This is a genomic window from Sphingomonas mollis (genome assembly GCF_016427505.1).
In the GTDB taxonomy this organism is placed as follows: Bacteria; Pseudomonadota; Alphaproteobacteria; order Sphingomonadales; family Sphingomonadaceae; genus Sphingomonas; species Sphingomonas mollis.
In genome coordinates this window covers 375924-394202 of sequence record NZ_JAELXS010000001.1, presented here as the reverse complement: position 1 = coordinate 394202, position 18279 = coordinate 375924, and the positions used below count along the sequence as shown (strand labels likewise).

Here is an 18279-nt window from a genome sequence, read left to right as displayed (position 1 = left end):
CCCATGGCAACCAAGGCGATCGACGGCGGGAGCGCACGGCGCACCGAGAGCGGCACCGCGAAGCGGCGCATCCGCAAGGTCTTCGGCAACATCCACGAAGTGGTGCAGATGCCGAACCTGATCGAGGTTCAGCGCGAAAGCTATGAGCAGTTCCTGCGTTCGGACAAGTCGATCGGCCACGTCTCGGGCCTGGAAAAGACGCTGCGCAGCGTCTTCCCGATCCAGGATTTCGCCGGCACCGCCTATCTCGATTTCGACGATTACGTCCTTGAACCGCCGAAGTTCGACGTCGAGGAATGCCGTCAGCGGGGCATCACCTATGCCGCGCCGATGCGCGTCACCCTCCGCCTGACCGCGTTCGAGGTCGACCCCGACACGGAAGCCAAGTCGGTCATCGATATCAAGGAGCAGGACGTCTACATGGGCGACATGCCCCTGATGACGGAGAACGGCACCTTCTTCATCAACGGCACCGAGCGCGTGATCGTGTCGCAGATGCACCGGTCGCCGGGCGTGCTGTTCGACCATGATCGCGGCAAGACGCACGCATCGGGCAAGTATCTGTTCGCTGCCCGCGTGATCCCGTATCGCGGTTCGTGGCTCGATTTCGAATTCGACGCCAAGGACATCGTGAACGTCCGCATCGACCGCAAGCGCAAGCTGCCGGTCACGGCGCTGCTCTATGCGCTCGGCATGACGAGCGAGGACATCCTCAGCCAGTTCTATAACCGCGTCACCTATGTGCGCGGTCAGGGCGGCTGGATCATCCCGTTCGATCCGGCCAACTGGCGCGGCGTGAAGCCGTTGTTCGACATCGTCGACGCCTCGTCGGGCGAAGTCGTGTTCGCTGCGCAACAGAAGATCTCGCCGCGCGCCGCCAACAAGTCGGCCAAGGACGGTCTGACCGAGCTGCTGATTCCGACTGAAGAAATCTACGGCCGCTATTCCGCCTATGATCTCATCAACGAGACCACCGGCGAAATCTATGTCGAGGCCGGCGACGAAATCTCGGCGGAAAATCTGGAGGCGTTGGACAAGGCCGGGATCGAGCGGATCGAACTGCTCGACATCGACCATGTTTCGGTGGGTCCGTGGATTCGCAACACGCTGAAGGCCGACAAGGCCGAAGAGCGCGAGCAGGCACTGTCCGACATCTATCGCGTGATGCGCCCCGGCGAGCCGCCGACGCTGGAGACGGCCGAGTCGCTGTTCTCGGGCCTGTTCTTCGATCCCGATCGCTACGACCTGTCGGCCGTCGGCCGCGTGAAGCTGAACATGCGTCTCGACCTCGATGCCGAGGATACCGTAACGACGCTGCGCACCGAGGACATCCTGGCGGTCATCAAGACGCTGGTCGATCTGAAGGACGGCAAGGGCGACATCGACGATATCGACAACCTCGGTAACCGTCGTGTCCGCTCGGTCGGCGAGTTGCTGGAGAACCAGTACCGCGTCGGCCTGCTCCGCATGGAGCGCGCCGTGAAGGAGCGCATGTCGTCGGTCGATGTATCGACGGTGATGCCGAACGACCTCATCAACGCCAAGCCGGCGGTCGCCGCGGTGCGTGAATTCTTCGGCTCGTCGCAGCTGTCGCAGTTCATGGATCAGACGAACCCGCTGTCCGAAGTGACGCACAAGCGTCGCGTTTCGGCGCTTGGGCCGGGCGGCCTGACGCGTGAGCGTGCGGGCTTCGAGGTCCGCGACGTTCACCCGACCCACTATGGCCGCATCTGCCCGATCGAAACGCCGGAAGGCCCGAACATCGGTCTCATCAACTCGCTGGCGTCGTTCAGCCGGGTGAACAAGTACGGCTTCATCGAGACGCCGTACCGCAAGGTCGTCGATCACAAGGTGACGAACGACGTCGTCTATCTGTCGGCGATGGAAGAGGCCAAGCACACGATCGCGCAGGCATCGGCCGAACTGACCGAGGACAACGGGTTCGCCGAGGAACTGGTGTCGTCGCGTCAGGCGGGCGAATTCCTGATGGCGCTGCCCGACAACATCACCCTGATGGACGTCAGCCCGAAGCAGCTCGTCTCGGTCGCCGCGTCGCTCATTCCGTTCCTGGAAAACGATGACGCCAACCGCGCGCTGATGGGTTCGAACATGCAGCGTCAGGCCGTGCCGCTGGTACGCGCCGAGGCGCCGTTCGTCGGCACCGGCATGGAAGAGACGGTGGCCCGCGATTCCGGCGCCGCCATCTCGGCCCGCCGCGCCGGCATCGTCGATCAGGTCGATGCGTCGCGTATCGTCATCCGCGCCACGGGTGAGGTCGATGCCGGCAAGTCGGGCGTAGACATCTACACGCTGATGAAGTTCCAGCGCTCGAACCAGTCGACCTGCATCAACCAGCGTCCGCTGGTGAAGGTGGGCGACGTCATCATGGCCGGCGACGTGCTGGCCGATGGTCCGTCGACCGAGTTCGGCGAGCTGGCGCTGGGCCGCAACGCGCTCGTCGCGTTCATGCCGTGGAACGGCTACAACTACGAGGACTCGATCCTCATCTCCGAGCGGATCGTGAAGGACGACGTGTTCACGTCGATCCATATCGACGAGTTCGAGGTGATGGCCCGCGACACCAAGCTGGGGCCGGAGGACATCACCCGCGACATCCCCAACGTCGGTGAGGAAGCCCTGCGCAACCTCGACGAAGCGGGCATCGTGTACATCGGCGCAGAGGTCGAGCCGGGCGACATCCTCGTCGGCAAGATCACGCCGAAGGGCGAAAGCCCGATGACGCCGGAGGAGAAGCTGCTCCGCGCCATCTTCGGTGAAAAGGCATCGGACGTGCGCGACACCTCGCTGCGCCTGCCGCCGGGCGTTGCCGGCACGATCGTCGACGTCCGCGTCTTCAATCGCCACGGCATCGACAAGGACGAGCGCGCGATGGCGATCGAGCGCGAGGAGATCGAGCGCCTGAAGAAGGACTCGGACGACGAGCGCGCGATCCTCAACCGGGCGACCTGGAGCCGCCTGCGCGAAATGCTGCTCGATCAGGTCGCGACGGCTGTGCCGAAGGGCCTGAAGAAGGGCTCGGCGATCGACATGGACCTGCTGGACAGCGTCGACCGACACGACTGGTGGAAGTTCGCGGTGCAGGACGACAAGGTCCAGTCCGATCTGGAAGCCGTCAAGCAGCAGTATGACGACGCCGCCAAGCTGATCACCGACAAGTTCCACGACCGTCGCGAGAAGCTGGAGCGGGGCGACGAGTTGCCGCCGGGCGTGCTGAAGATGGTCAAGGTCTTCGTCGCGGTGAAGCGCAAGCTGCAACCGGGCGACAAGATGGCCGGCCGTCACGGCAACAAGGGCGTCATCAGCCGCATCCTGCCGCAGGAGGACATGCCCTTCCTCGCGGACGGAACGCCGGTCGATCTCGTGCTGAACCCGCTGGGCGTGCCAAGCCGCATGAACGTCGGTCAGATCTTTGAGACGCATCTGGGCTGGGCCGCACGCGGTCTGGGCCAGCAGATCAGCGTCGCGCTGGACGATTGGCGCGAGGCCAATCCCGATGTCAAGGCGGGTGCGATGCCCGAGGCGGTCAAGGAGCGGCTGAAGGTCGTCTACGGCGATCACTACATCGCCGACATCGAGGCGCGCGACGGGCAGGAGATCGTCGAACTGGCGGAGAACCTGCGCGGCGGCGTTCCGATGGGCACCCCGGTGTTCGACGGCGCGGTCGAAGCCGATGTGGCGGCGATGCTGGAACTGGCGGGCCTCGACGTGTCGGGCCAGTCGGACCTGTTCGACGGCCGCACCGGCGATCAGTTCGACCGCAAGGTCACGGTGGGCATCATCTACATGCTGAAGCTCCATCACCTTGTGGACGACAAGATCCACGCCCGGTCGATCGGGCCGTACTCACTCGTCACGCAGCAGCCGCTGGGTGGCAAGGCGCAGTTCGGCGGCCAGCGCTTCGGCGAGATGGAGGTTTGGGCGCTCCAGGCCTATGGCGCCGCCTATACCTTGCAGGAAATGCTGACGGTGAAATCGGACGACGTGGTCGGCCGCACCAAGGTCTACGAGGCGATCGTCAAGGGTGACGACACGTTCGAGGCCGGCATTCCGGAGAGCTTCAACGTGCTCGTCAAGGAAATGCGCTCGCTGGGCCTGAACGTCGATCTCAAGAGCAACGAGGTCGACGCGGACGGCATCGCCATCGCGGCGGAGTAATCCTTCTGCTCCCCTCCCGCTCGCGGGAGGGGTCGGGGGAGGGCCTGTGGGCAGGCACTTCCCCGGTAACAGGCCCTCCCCTAGCCCCTCCCGCAAGCGGGAGGGGAATGAGGTACAGACATGAACGAACTGACCAATTTCGCCAATCCGATCGCGAAGCCCGAAACCTTCGACCAGATCCAGATCGGTATCGCTTCCCCCGACAAGATCCGTTCGTGGTCGTTCGGCGAGATCAAGAAGCCCGAAACCATCAACTATCGCACGTTCAAGCCAGAGCGTGACGGCCTGTTCTGCGCGCGCATCTTCGGTCCGATCAAGGATTACGAGTGCCTGTGCGGCAAGTACAAGCGCATGAAGTACAAGGGCATCGTCTGCGAGAAGTGCGGTGTCGAAGTCACGGTGTCGAAAGTTCGCCGCGAGCGGATGGGCCATATCGAACTGGCCGCGCCGGTCGCGCACATCTGGTTCCTGAAGTCGCTGCCGTCGCGCATCGGCCTGTTGCTCGACATGCAGCTGAAGCAGCTGGAGCGCGTGCTGTATTTCGAGGCGTATATCGTCATCGAACCGGGCCTGACCCCGCTGGAGAAGTTCTCGCTGCTGACCGAGGATGAACTCCTCGACGCGCAGGACCAGTATGGCGAAGACGCGTTCTCGGCCGGCATCGGCGCCGAGGCGGTCCGCATCATGCTGGAATCGCTCGACCTTGAAGGCGAGCGCAAGGAACTGCTTGAAGAGCTGGCGACGACCAAGTCCGAGCTGAAGCCCAAGAAGATCATCAAGCGCCTGAAGGTCGTCGAGTCCTTCATCGATTCGGGCAACCGTCCGGAGTGGATGATCCTCGAAGTCGTGCCGGTCATCCCGCCCGAACTGCGCCCGCTGGTGCCGCTGGACGGCGGCCGCTTCGCGACGTCGGATCTGAACGACCTGTATCGCCGCGTCATCAACCGCAACAACCGCCTGAAGCGGCTGATGGAACTCCGCGCGCCGGACATCATCGTCCGCAACGAGAAGCGCATGTTGCAGGAGGCGGTCGACGCCCTTTTCGACAACGGCCGTCGTGGTCGCACGATCACCGGCGCCAACAAGCGTCCGCTGAAGTCGCTGTCCGACATGCTGAAGGGCAAGCAGGGCCGCTTCCGCCAGAACCTTCTGGGCAAGCGCGTCGATTATTCGGGTCGTTCGGTCATCGTGACCGGTCCCGAGTTGAAGCTGCACCAGTGCGGCCTGCCGAAGAAGATGGCGCTCGAACTGTTCAAGCCGTTCATCTACGCGCGCCTCGACGCCAAGGGCCTCAGCATGACGCTGAAGCAGGCGAAGAAGTGGGTCGAGAAGGAGCGCAAGGAAGTCTGGGACATCCTGGACGAGGTGATCCGCGAGCATCCCGTGATGCTGAACCGCGCGCCGACGCTCCACCGTCTGGGCATCCAGGCGTTCGAGCCGGTGCTGATCGAGGGCAAGGCGATCCAGCTCCACCCGCTAGTCTGCTCCGCGTTCAACGCCGATTTCGACGGCGACCAGATGGCCGTGCACGTCCCCCTGAGCCTCGAGGCCCAGCTGGAAGCGCGCGTCCTGATGATGTCGACGAACAACATCCTGTCGCCCGCCAACGGCAAGCCGATCATCGTGCCGTCGCAGGACATGGTGCTGGGCTTGTATTACCTGTCGATGCTGAAGGAAGGCGAGCCCGGCGAGGGCATGCTGATCTCCGATATGTCGGAAGTGCATCAGGCGCTGGAGGCCAAGGCCGTCACGCTGCACACCAAGATCATCAGCCGCGTTCCGCAGACCGACGAGAACGGCAAGCAGTATATGAAGCGGTTCGAGACGACGCCGGGACGCATGTTGCTGGGTGAAACCCTGCCGCAATCGTCGAAGGTGCCGTTCGAGACCGTCAACCGCCTCCTCACCAAGAAGGACGTGGGCGACGTGATCGACGAGGTCTATCGCCACACCGGCCAGAAGGAGACCGTGCTGTTCGCCGACGCGATCATGGCGCTGGGCTTCCGTCACGCGTTCCGCGCCGGCATCTCGTTCGGCAAGGACGACATGATCATCGCGCCGGACAAGGACAAGCTGGTCGACGAGACGCGCGATCAGGTGAAGGACTTCGAGCAGCAGTATCAGGACGGCCTGATTACGCAGCAGGAGAAGTACAACAAGGTGATCGACGCCTGGAGCCGTTGCGGCGACCAGGTCGCGAACTCCATGATGAACGAGATCAAGGCGGTCCGGCATTACACCGACGGTCCCAACAAGGGCCGCGAGAAGGACATCAACTCGATCTACATGATGGCGCACTCCGGTGCCCGTGGCTCGCAGGCGCAGATCAAGCAGCTCGCCGGTATGCGCGGGCTGATGGCCAAGCCGTCGGGCGAGATCATCGAGACGCCGATCATCTCGAACTTCAAGGAGGGCCTGACCGTCCTCGAATACTTCAACTCCACCCACGGCGCCCGCAAGGGCCTCGCGGATACGGCGTTGAAGACCGCCAACTCGGGCTACCTCACCCGCCGTCTCGTCGACGTGTCGCAGGATTGCGTCATCATCGAGGAGGATTGCGGCACCGAGCGTGCGCTGGAGATGAAGGCGATCGTGCAGGGCGGCTCGGTCATCGCGTCGCTCGGCGAGCGTATCCTGGGCCGCACCACGGCCGAGGACGTGGTCGATGCGAAGACCGGCAAGGTCGTCATCCCGACGGGCACGCTGCTCGACGAGGCGATGATCGTGCAGATCGAGGCGATCGGCATCCAGGGCATGAAGATCCGCAGCCCGCTGGTCTGCGAATCGAAGATCGGCGTCTGCGGCAAGTGCTACGGCCGTGATCTCGCACGCGGTACGCCGGTGAACATCGGCGAGGCGGTCGGCGTGATCGCGGCGCAGTCGATCGGCGAGCCGGGCACGCAGTTGACGATGCGGACCTTCCACATCGGCGGCGCGGCCCAGCTGAACGAGCAGTCGAACCTGGAGGCGCCGGTCGACGGCACCGCCCAGTTCCGCGACCTGCGCCTCATCGTCGACCAGCGTGGTCGCCGCGTGACGCTCAGCCGCTCGGGCGAGATCGCGATCCTCGACATGGATGGTCGCGAGCTGTCGACGCACCGTATCCCCTACGGCGCCTATGTGTTGTTCGAGGACGGCCATGTGCTGACCAAGGGCGATCGCATGGCCGAATGGGACCCGTTCACCATGCCGGTGATTACGGAGAACTCGGGCATCGTGAAGTATGTCGACCTGATCGAGGGCAAGACGCTCACCGAGCAGACCGACGAAGCGACGGGCATCGCCCAGCGCGTCGTCATCGACTATCGCACGTCGACCAAGTCGAAGGAGGATCTGCGTCCCCGCCTGACCCTGACCGGCGAAGGCGAGGCGGAGGCCGCCCGTTACATGCTGGCATCGGGCGCCACCCTGTCGGTGGATGACAATGCGCAGGTCCATGCCGGTGACGTGCTGGCCCGTGTCAGCCGCGAGTCCGCCAAGACCCGCGACATCACCGGCGGTCTGCCGCGCGTCGCCGAACTGTTCGAGGCACGTATCCCCAAGGAGGCGGCGATCATCGCCAAGGTTTCCGGCCGGGTCGTGTTCGGCAAGGATTACAAGGCGAAGCGCAAGATCGGCATCCAGCCCGAGGATGGCGGCGATATCGTCGAGTATCTGGTGCCGAAGTCGAAGGTGATCGACGTTCAGGAAGGCGACTACGTCAAGCGTGGCGACAACCTGATCGGCGGCAGCCCCGATCCGCACGACATCCTGGAGACGATGGGGATCGAGCCGCTGGCCGAATATCTCGTGTCGGAAATCCAGGAGGTCTATCGTCTCCAGGGCGTGAAGATCAACGACAAGCACATCGAGACCATCGTTCGTCAGATGCTGCAGAAGGTCGAGATCACCGACGGCGGCGACACCACGCTGCTGAAGGGCGAGCAGGTCGATCGCGACGAGATGGATGCGGTCAACGACAAGCTCGACAAGGGTCAGGCACGCGCAGCGGGCAAGCCCGTCCTGCTCGGCATCACCAAGGCGTCGTTGCAGACCCGCAGCTTCATCTCGGCGGCGTCGTTCCAGGAGACCACCCGCGTCCTCACCGAGGCGGCGGTCCAGGGCAAGCAGGACACGCTGATGGGCCTGAAGGAGAACGTGATCGTCGGTCGCCTGATCCCGGCCGGTACGGGTGCGGGCATGAACCGCCTGCGCGTGGCGGCCACCAGCCGCGACGTCGCGCTCCGGGCGCAACAGAAGGCCCTGTCGGCCTCGATCGTCGCGCCGCTGACGGCCGCCGATCAGCGCGCCGCCGAAAAGGCCCGTACCGCACGCGAAAGCGCTGGCACGGGTGACGATGCACTGGCTGCGGTCGTAACGTCGGGCACCGGCACCGACGCCGATGCGGGCGAGTATCTGAACGACTGATCCGTCGTTCAGGCTGAATGAGGAAAAGCCGTCATCCGGACCAACGGATGGCGGCTTTTTCTTTTCCCTCTCCCATCGGGAGAGGGAGGGAGGCGCGAAGCGCCGGAAGGGTGAGGGTCGGCGTCAGCAAAAAAAACTGTCCTACAGCCTTCGATGTACGTACTCCCCCAACACCTACTCTTTCTCACCGAAGCGATTAAACTCACGGACACCCTCGCGCGCTGGCGCCCGCGCGCGCGGCCGCAGGTGTGACTTTAGCGACTTTCCGGCCGGGTCCCAATCGCCACCGCCTGTCCCGTTTCCTGCCCGCTGTCGCTGCACCGCAACAAAACACGGTCATCCACGACTTGTTTAACCCCGTGATTTAAGGGATGAAGCCAGCATGCAATCCACCCTGCCCACCCTGATCGAACCGCGCCGCCACGGCGATGCCCGCGGATGGTTTACCGAGGTCTATAACGAGGCGACGTTCGCCGAACGTGGCATCACCTGCCGCTTCGTGCAGGACAATCATTCGATGTCGGCCCCGCGCTTCACGCTGCGCGGCCTGCATTTCCAGCGCCAGCCGCACGGGCAGGACAAGCTGGTGCGCTGCATCCGTGGCCGCATTTTCGACGTCGCGGTCGATGTCCGGAAAGGATCGCCGACCTATGGCCAGTATGTCGGGGCGGAACTGACCGCGGAAAACGGCCACCAGTTGTTCGTACCCGTCGGTTTCGCCCACGGCTTCCTGACGCTGGAGGAGGATTGCGAGGTCACGTACAAGGTGTCGTCGCTCTACGCCCCCGATTGCGACGGCGGCGTCCGCTGGGACAGTTGCGGTATCGACTGGCCGATGCCCGCCAGCACTGTCCCCGAACTGTCGCCCAAGGACGTGAAGCTCCCGACGCTCGCCGATTTCGACAGCCCCTTCCCTTATGACGGCAGCCCGCTGGCGCCCCTGGCTTGAGGTAACATCATGCGCATTCTGCTTACCGGCGGTGCCGGCTTCATCGGCTCGGCCCTCGTCCGCCAGCTGATCGACCACAGCGAGCACGAGGTCCTGAACTTCGACAAGCTGACCTATGCCGGCACGCTGACCACCGTCGAAAAGGTGTCCAGCTCCAACCGCTATCGCTTCGTGCAGGGCGATATCTGCGACGGCGCCGCCGTTCGCGCGGCGATCGAGGAATTCAGGCCCGAGATCATCACGCATCTCGCCGCCGAGAGCCATGTCGATCGGTCGATCGACGGCCCGGACGCGTTCATCCAGACCAACATCGTCGGCACGTTCCAGATGCTGACCGAGGCCCGCCGCTACTGGCAGACGCTGGAGGGCGCCGCGAAGGAAGCCTTCCGCTTCCACCACATCTCGACCGACGAAGTATTCGGCTCGCTGGGCGACACCGGCTTCTTCACCGAAGAGACGCCCTACGACCCGCGCTCGCCCTATTCGGCATCCAAGGCGAGCAGCGATCACCTCGTCTCGGCATGGGGCCACACGTTCGGCCTGCCGGTGCTCATCACCAACTGCTCGAACAATTACGGGCCGTACCACTTCCCGGAGAAGCTGGTGCCGCTGATGATCGTCAAGGCGCTCGCCGGCGAGACGCTGCCCGTCTATGGCAAGGGCGATCAGGTCCGCGACTGGCTGTTCGTCGAGGATCACGCCCGCGCGTTGCAGACCGTGTTCGAAAAGGGGCAGATCGGCCGCACCTATAATATCGGCGGCAACAACGAGAAGCAGAACGTCGAGGTGGTGAACACCGTCTGCTCGATCCTCGATCGCCTGCGCCCACGCGCCGATGGCCAGTCCTATGCGACGCAGATCGGCTACGTCGCCGACCGCCCCGGCCACGACAAGCGCTACGCGATCGACGCCAGCCGTATCCGCGACGAACTCGGCTGGAGCCCCGCCGAAACCTTCGACAGCGGCATCGAGAAGACCGTCGGCTGGTATCTGGCCAACGAAAGCTGGTGGCGGCCGATCGTCGAGAAGAGCGGCGCCGACCAGCGTCGCGGTCTGGCGGCCTGACCTTGTCCGTGAAGTACGTCCTCGTCACCGGTGCCTCCGGGCAGGTCGGCACCGAACTGGCCCGTCACGCCTGGCCGGAGGGATGGGCTGCGGTCGCGCTGACCCGCGCCGATCTCGACCTGACCGATCCCGCCGCGATCACCGCAACGGTGGCGGCGGGTCATGACGGCCAGCCTTGGGCGGCCATCGTCTCGGCCGGCGCCTATACCGCGGTCGACAAGGCGGAAACCGACGTGCTGACGGCATGGGCGGTCAATGCGATCGCCCCCGCCGCACTGGCGGCGGCGGCGCAGGCGGCGGGCATCCCGATCGTCCATGTCTCGACCGATTATGTCTTCGCCGGCGACCGCGACGGCGAATGGGAGATCGACGATCCCGTCGCCCCGCTCGGCGTCTATGGCGCATCGAAGCTGGGCGGCGAACTCGCCGTCCGCACCGCCTGCCCCCGCCATGCGATCGTCCGCACCGCGTGGGTGGTCAGCGCGCATGGCAACAACTTCATCAAGACGATGCTGCGCGTCGGGGCGGATCGTCCGACCCTGCGCGTCGTCGCCGATCAGCGCGGCAGCCCGACCAGCGCCACCGACCTCGCCGCCGCGCTCGCCACGCTGGCGGTACGGCTGGTCGAGGACATCGACGCGCCGACTGGCACCTATCACTTCTCCAACGCCGGCCCGACCGACTGGCACGGCTTTGCCGAGGAGATCTTCCGCCAGTCGGCCGCGCGTGGTGGCCCCTCCCCCACGGTGGAGCCGATCACGACGGCGGACTATCCGACCCCGGCGAAGCGCCCGGCCAATTCGCTGCTCAGCCACCGCGCGATCGAGCGCGAACACGGCATCCATCCCCGTGGCTGGCAATCGGCGCTGGGCGACATTCTCGACGAACTCCTGGGAGCACCCAAATGAAGGGCATCATTCTGGCCGGCGGCTCCGGCACCCGGCTCCATCCGGCGACGCTGGCGATCAACAAGCAGTTGCTGCCGGTCTACGACAAGCCGATGATCTATTACCCGCTGTCGGTGCTGATGCTGGCGGGGATCCGCGACATCCTCATCATCTCCAGCCCCGAATATATCGACAATTACAAGCGCATGTTCGGCGATGGGTCGAACTGGGGCCTGTCGATCGATTACGCCGAACAGCCGAAGCCCGAGGGGCTGGCGCAGGCGTTCACGATCGGCGCGGACTTCATCGGTGACGACCGTGTCGCGCTGGTGCTGGGCGACAACATCTTCTTCGGCGCGCACCTGACCGACCTGCTGGCAAGCGCCGTGGCGCGGACCGAGGGTGCGACCGTGTTCAGCTATCGCGTCGACGATCCCGAGCGGTACGGCGTTGTTGAACTGGCGGCTGGCGGCAAGGCGATCAGCCTTGAGGAAAAGCCGGAAAAGCCCAGGTCCAACCACGCGGTCACCGGCTTGTATTTCTACGACAACCGCGTGGTGCAGCTAGCCCGCGATCTTAAGCCGTCGCATCGCGGCGAACTGGAGATCACCGATCTCAACCGGCTTTATATGGAGTCGGGCGATCTATACGTCGAACAGATGGGCCGCGGTTATGCGTGGCTGGATACCGGCACGCATGATTCGCTGCTGGAGGCGTCGGAATTCGTCCGCACGATCCAGCATCGTCAGGGCATCCAAGTCGCCTGTCTGGAAGAGATCGCGTTCGAAAAGGGCTTCATCACCGCCGATCAGGCGCGTGAGCGTGGCGAAGCGCTGAAGAAGACCGCCTATGGCCGCGCCATCCTCGCCGCGGTCAACGACGCTCACTGATCGATCGAAACATCCCCGGCCGTCATCGCCTGATCCCCGGCGCTGGCGGCCGCCGGCACGGCCTTTCCGGTCGCGCCGCATTCGCGCAGGCTCTTCACCTCGTTATCGCCGCCGCGCTTGATAAGCACCGACAACGTCCGGCACCCGCCGGCGGACGGCCCCGCGACGACGAAGCCGCGCTCACTGCCGTCCGATTTAGCCCATTGCTGCATCTGACCGGTCCTCATCGCCGCCGACACCGCCGGCTGCATTGCCAGCAGTCGGGTGACGGATTGGTCGGGCGCCGGATCATCGTCGATCACCGACACAGCCGTATCGTCCGCCACCGCGTCCGCCGACGGCACCGGTGACGCGGCAACAGCGGTGACCGGCACCACAGCGGGCTTCCTGATGGCTTTCGCCTTTACGACGGCGGTTCGCGGCTTTTCCGGCACGGCGATGCTCAACGTGTAGCGATTGCCCGCCGCTGCCCGGTCGGAATTCACCGCAAGACCCAGCGTCGTCGCACCCGCGATCAGCGCCAGCATGATCCCAAGCATCGTCGTGATCGACCGCCGCTGCGGGGCCGCGCGATGGTCGATGACCTGCAACGCGGTACAGGAAGAGCGATAATCGACCTTGGTAAAGGACCAGCGCCGCGACCCCGTGACCAGTGTCCAGGATCGCTCATACCGGTGGATGTCATCCACGAACGGATCGATCGGCCGCGTCGTCATCATGGTTCCCCCATGATCGCATTCTACGCCATCGTCGGATCAAGGCCAGCCCGGAAAGTGCGGGCAGTCCGTCCCGCCATGGACCGAAGAAAAAGGGGCGCCGCGACCATGGTGGCGACGCCCCTTCGTCAGATATCCGGATGGATCAGGCGAACACGACGTTCGTGCGGCGGCGACGAGCGCGCATCGCCAGACCGATCATGCCGAACCCGGCCAGCATCGTGAGCCAGGTCGAAGGCTCCGGCACGGCGAACACGACGTTGTCAACTTCCGCCGAGTTCAGGCCGCTGCTGAACGAGATGCCACCGATCTTGGCTTCGCCGCTGCCCACCGAATAGGTGATGCGACGGTTGAAGTACGGGAACGACCGGTCACCATTCGGTTCGAACGGCAGGGTGAAATCGGCGCCGGTATAGGCGGCGATCAGGGCACCGGTGGTGCTGAAGATGCGGACCGAGTTAAAGGTGTCGATCGAACCCAGGAAGAAGCTGACCGACTCGAAGGCAGTCGAACCCTGATACGATGCGACGCCGCCGCCATAGACGGCCAGATAGTCGCTGCCGTCGCTGAACGCCGGCTGTGCACTGCACTTCGTGACGCACGACAATGGCGTGGTGCCGGAAACGATCGCGGCGTTGCTCAGCGTGAACGCCGGCGTTGCCGCGTTGAAGTTGAACGTCAGCGCGCCGGCGGGGGCGGCGAACGTGGCGGCGCTACCCTGCTCGGAAACCAGCGTGGCGGCCGATGCCGGGACGGAAACCAGTGCGCCGAGAGCGGCGGCGGCGAACAATACCTGCTTGATCATCATAATCTCCCTGTTTCACCTTGTCTTGCAACCTGCGCTTCGCTGATGGAGCGCTTGATCGCGGGGGCGAACCGCGTTGCGGCCTGCAATCGGTAAAGCAGTCGTTAATCGGCGAGTAAAGCTGTTGCCGGCGATAAAAGGCTCGCTTTCGGACGATTTATGCGCCGGTGTGGTTAACGGGTCAGATCCCCGTCCCATGCTGAAACAGCACCCCGCCGGTTAATCGGCGGAAAGGGTCGGCGATCGCGATCCCGACTCTACCATGGTGCCGGCCGGCCGAATCAGTAGGCGGATTTGGGAAAAAGCACGGCTGCGACGGTGCGGGCCATGATGTAGAGGTCGAAACCCACCGACCAGTGATCGATGTAGAACAGATCGAACTCGACGCGCTTCAGCAACTTCTCGTCGGTATCGGTTTCGCCGCGCCAGCCGTTCACTTGCGCCCACCCGGTCATGCCCGGCTTCACGCGGTGGCGGGCGGCGTATTTCTGCGTAGCCTCGCTGAACAACACGCCCGCCACCCTTGTCGAGGGGGCGTGCGGGCGCGGACCGACGAGCGACATGTTGCCGATCACGACGTTGAAGAGCTGCGGAATCTCATCGATGCTCGTGGCCCGGATGATCCGGCCGACGCGCGTCACGCGCGGATCGCTGACCTGCGCCTGCTTGATCTCGTCATATTGCAGCGTGTCGTTACGCATCGACCGGAATTTCCAGATGCGGAAGCGGCGATGGTTGAAACCCTCCCGCTCCTGCTTGAAGAACACCGGACCGGGACTGTCGATCTTGATCGCCAGCGCCACCATCGCCAGGAACGGCGCCGCCAGGATCAGGACGATCGACCCGAGCAGCAGATCCTCCACCCGCTTGATGACCTGATCGACATCGTTGATCGGCCGCTCGAACAGGGTCATCAGTGGCAGATCGCCGAGCATCACCATCGACTGGCCGGCCATCGTGAACGACGACAGGTCGGGCGCCAGCCGGATCAGCACCGGCAGCATCGCCAGCCGCCCGACCACGTCCTGCAATTCCTCGTCACTGGCGAACGGCATCGCGACGATGACCTGATCGATCCGTTCGGCGCGGATATCCGTCAGCAGTTGCTCGACCCCGCCGCGCAGGGGAATACAGCCGCCGTCGTCACCGGTGCCGCGATCGTCGTAACATCCGACGATATCCACCGTCAGCACGCTGTTCGACCGGATGTAGCTGGCCAGCCGGCGCCCCTGCGTATTCGCGCCGAGGATGGCGACACGCTCGTTGAAGATGCCGCGCCGCTTCAGCGATCGCAGCCCTACCGTCGTCAGGCCACGTACCACGACGAGGGATAGCGCCACCGACACGAACCAGAAAACCGTCCATCCGCGCGAGAAGCCCTCGGACGCCTTCAGGAAAAATGCCAGCGTCAACATCGCGACGCAGGACCCGATCCAGGCCGTCAGCACCCGCGTCCATCCGAAACGCAGCGAGAAGCGGGCATCGACGTCGTAACAGCCGATCAGCTCGCCGATCAGCGCATAGACGACCGCGCTGAGCCACGCGACGCGGACATATTCGTCCAGCGGCCGCAGATCGAATATCGCAAAGGTCAGCCAGATGCCTAGCAGCCCGACGATCAGCACGGTCAGGCCCTCGAACAGCCGCGCCGCGAGGCTCGACAGTTCCAGCATCGCCGGCGTGCGACTCGCACGCCGATTCTGCTTCGGAGGGCCGGCCCCGGCGCCGTTGCCAGCATCAGTCACCGGGCTCACGATCGTCTCAACTCCCATTCCCCCGTTCTACCCCTTGGTCACCATGATAAGGATAGCATGATTAACAGTGCGCAAACTCGATCCCGATCAGTCCCGATCGGTTCTGATCCACGTCCGCTCGCGCCGCACCAGCGCCGCCAACGACAGGCCGAGCTTCCACACGACATAGCGCGGTACATCGCGCCAACCCCGTAACAAAGCTGTTTGACCGTGCGCCATCAGCGCGACGACGACCGCGGTCACCGCCATCACCGTCATTACCATCAGGATACCCATCGCCGCCCCACCGACACCGGCGATGACGAAGGCCAGCACCAACAGCAGGGTCGCGGCGATGTCGAGCGTCAACAGCGGCACCAGCGGCGGCGTCAGCAGGTGCAGGCCCAGCCACGCCAGACCGGGGCGGCGGGTGGTGACGGCACGGCGGAACAACGCACCGGCGCTGTCGCCCGCCACTTGGAAAAAGCCGGACTCCCAGCGGCGACGCTGCACCGCCGTGCCGCGATCGGAACTGGCCGACCCGAGCACGATCGCCAGCGGATCGAACGACGGCGGCCGCCCCGCCAGGCTGGATTGTACGCCCAGCATCAGGTCTTCGGCGACATGCCCCGTCGCCAGCGGCAGATCGGCGAAGATCGCCCACGGAAACGCCATGCCCGATCCGGTCAGCAACGCCGGCGCGCCAATCCGGGCCGCGCCCAGCTGACGCACGGCGTTCTTGATATAGAAGGCGGCGGCGGAAAAGCGGGCGACGCTGCCATCCGCATCGGTGACGGCGATCGTATAGGCGCTCTGCACCGGGCGGCCAGACGCGATCGCCGCGCCGGCGAGCCGCACGAGCGCACCGGCGGCCGGCACGGTATCGGCATCCACCACGATCACGCACGCGGGCGGATCGCCGGCCAGTTCCTGCCGACCGCGATCGAGCGCGAAGCCCTTGCCCCGCCGGTCGACATCATGCCGCTCGACCACATCCGCCCCGGCTGCCCGCGCGACGGCAGCGGTCTGGTCCGAACAATTGTCGGCCACCACCAGAATACGCATGTCGGCGGGGATGCCGGCCCGCATCGCCGCCAGCACCTTGCCGATCCCCAGCTCCTCATCATGGGCCGGCACCAATATGACGGTCGATGCAGCATCGAAGGGCGGCAGCGTGCCCCGCGCATCACGGCGCGGGATCGCACCGCCCCACGCCTCGACCAGAAAGACGCCGGTCGCCAGGATCAGCGGGGCGACCACCAGCAGGCAGAGCAGGTCGATTACCGTCATGCCGCCTCCATATATTTCAGCAGCAAAGCCGCGTTGCGCCCCGCATCGTGGTCGTGCGCAACCCGGCGGCGACCCTCCGCGCCCATCGCCGCGCGGCGATCGGCATCCGCCGACAGCGCTTCGGCCATCGCATCGGCCAGTGCCTCGACCGACCCCGCCGGCACGACCCAGCCACAGCCGTCATCGACCAGTTCGGGAATGCCCGCCACCGCCGTCGTCACGACCGGCGTGCCGACCGCCAGCGACTCCATGATGACGACCGGCAGGCCTTCCGCGAAACTCGGCAGGACCATCGCCCGCGACGCCCGCAACTGTGCAGCGACCGCCGCCCCGCCCTTGCTGCCCAGCAAGGCGACCTGTCCGCCCAGCCCCCGCGCGGCGATGCCGCGTTCCAGTTCGTCGCGCAGTGGACCATCCCCGACCAGCGCCACGCGCGGCCGCACGCCGCGTTCGCCCAGCAGGGTCAACGCGTCCAGCAGGATCGGCAGCCCCTTTTGCGGCGCGAGGCGTGCGATGCAGCAGAAATCGAAACCGGGTTCGGCATCGGCCTGTGCGGCGTCGATTGCCGCCAGATCGACGCCGCAGCGGACCACCACGATACGCGGCCAATGCGCCGTATCGACCCAGCGGCACAACTGGCTGCGCCCATAATCGCTGATCGCCACGGTGAACTTCGCATCGGCGATCTTGCCGGCGAGATCGAGCTGGCGCGGCTCGTCGAACTCGTCGGGGCCATGCACCGTGAAACTATACGGGATGCCCGAGATCAGATGCGCCATCCGCGCGACGGCGGCGGGATTGGTGCCGAAATGCGCGTGCAGATGGCGGACATCGGCGCGGTGCATCGCCGAACTAAGCGAACAGGCCTCCGCCAGATAGGCCACGCGCGCCACGAACCCACGCGCGGTCGGCGGCGTCATCGCCTTGCTTGCACGCCACGCGGCCCATGCGCCCCCCGGCCGCCGCAGCACCAACCCCGCCGCGCCCAGCAACAGCGGCACTGCCTTCGTCAGGATCACCGCCGTCTTCTCCCGCTCCGCGCGATCGGCGGGGTCGGGCAGGTCATCGGGCGCGGCGCGGATCGAAAAACGGTGTACGCGGTGACCGGCCGCCTCGATACCCAGGATTTCCCGGCGAACGAAGGTGTGGCTCACGGTCGGATAACGGTTGACGAGATACGCGATGTTCATGACTGATCGGATCGCCCCGCCCCGTTGTACACCGATGATACGCCTTCGGTATAAACGACAAAGACGATCGGACGCGCAAGGTCAACGTCTTCCCCTTCCAACCCCTCTTGTCAGTGTCGGGGAAAGTCGGGTTTAGCGGTGGAAAGCCGCACTATCACGGGAAAGAGATCA

The 18279-nt window shown here is 65.0% G+C and carries 11 protein-coding genes; 6 read left to right on the top strand and 5 right to left on the bottom strand.

The features are described 5' to 3' along the window. Window positions 1-3 precede the first annotated feature (3 nt). From rpoB to rfbA, 6 genes are all read left to right on the top strand, one after another. Entirely contained in the window at window positions 4-4176 is a 4173-nt protein-coding gene (rpoB, locus tag JAO74_RS01770; RefSeq protein WP_199034428.1) for a DNA-directed RNA polymerase subunit beta, read from the top strand. 120 nt (window positions 4177-4296) lie between these two features. After that, window positions 4297-8583: a DNA-directed RNA polymerase subunit beta' gene (rpoC, locus tag JAO74_RS01765; protein ID WP_199034427.1), complete on the top strand. Its 4287-nt coding sequence runs from the start codon at window positions 4297-4299 to the stop codon at window positions 8581-8583. A gap of 382 nt (window positions 8584-8965) precedes the next feature. Next, window positions 8966-9532 carry a dTDP-4-dehydrorhamnose 3,5-epimerase gene (rfbC, locus tag JAO74_RS01760; protein ID WP_199034425.1) on the top strand — a complete coding sequence of 189 codons (567 nt, stop codon included), beginning with the start codon at window positions 8966-8968 and terminating at the stop codon, window positions 9530-9532. Between the two features lie 9 nt (window positions 9533-9541). Continuing rightward, window positions 9542-10597, top strand: a complete 1056-nt coding sequence (rfbB, locus tag JAO74_RS01755; RefSeq protein ID WP_233150550.1) for a dTDP-glucose 4,6-dehydratase — start codon at window positions 9542-9544, stop codon at window positions 10595-10597. 8 nt (window positions 10598-10605) lie between these two features. Further along, entirely contained in the window at window positions 10606-11505 is a 900-nt protein-coding gene (rfbD, locus tag JAO74_RS01750; protein WP_332908704.1) for a dTDP-4-dehydrorhamnose reductase, read from the top strand. Continuing rightward, window positions 11502-12374: a glucose-1-phosphate thymidylyltransferase RfbA gene (rfbA, locus tag JAO74_RS01745; protein WP_199034423.1), complete on the top strand. Its 873-nt coding sequence runs from the start codon at window positions 11502-11504 to the stop codon at window positions 12372-12374. The genes rfbD and rfbA overlap by 4 nt, the downstream gene beginning before the upstream one ends. On the opposite strand, the gene JAO74_RS01740 is transcribed toward rfbA, so the two are convergent. The 5 genes from JAO74_RS01740 to JAO74_RS01720 form a co-directional block, all read right to left on the bottom strand. Beyond that, window positions 12368-13090, bottom strand: coding sequence for a hypothetical protein (locus tag JAO74_RS01740; protein WP_233150549.1), 723 nt, complete (start codon window positions 13088-13090; stop codon window positions 12368-12370). The genes rfbA and JAO74_RS01740 overlap by 7 nt on opposite strands. 145 nt (window positions 13091-13235) lie before the next feature. Further along, window positions 13236-13895 carry a PEPxxWA-CTERM sorting domain-containing protein gene (locus JAO74_RS01735; protein WP_199034421.1) on the bottom strand — a complete coding sequence of 220 codons (660 nt, stop codon included), beginning with the start codon at window positions 13893-13895 and terminating at the stop codon, window positions 13236-13238. A 281-nt stretch (window positions 13896-14176) separates the two neighbouring features. Then, window positions 14177-15568: an undecaprenyl-phosphate glucose phosphotransferase gene (locus tag JAO74_RS01730; protein WP_233150548.1), complete on the bottom strand. Its 1392-nt coding sequence runs from the start codon at window positions 15566-15568 to the stop codon at window positions 14177-14179. Window positions 15569-15736: 168 nt separating this feature from the next. After that, window positions 15737-16918 (bottom strand): glycosyltransferase family 2 protein, encoded by a 1182-nt coding sequence (locus JAO74_RS01725; RefSeq protein WP_199034413.1) that lies wholly within the window; start codon window positions 16916-16918, stop codon window positions 15737-15739. Further along, complete coding sequence (locus tag JAO74_RS01720) at window positions 16915-18108, bottom strand: glycosyltransferase family 4 protein (protein ID WP_199034403.1); 1194 nt, start codon at window positions 18106-18108, stop codon at window positions 16915-16917. Before JAO74_RS01720 ends, JAO74_RS01725 begins: the two co-directional genes overlap by 4 nt. Between the last annotated feature and the right edge of the window lie 171 nt (window positions 18109-18279).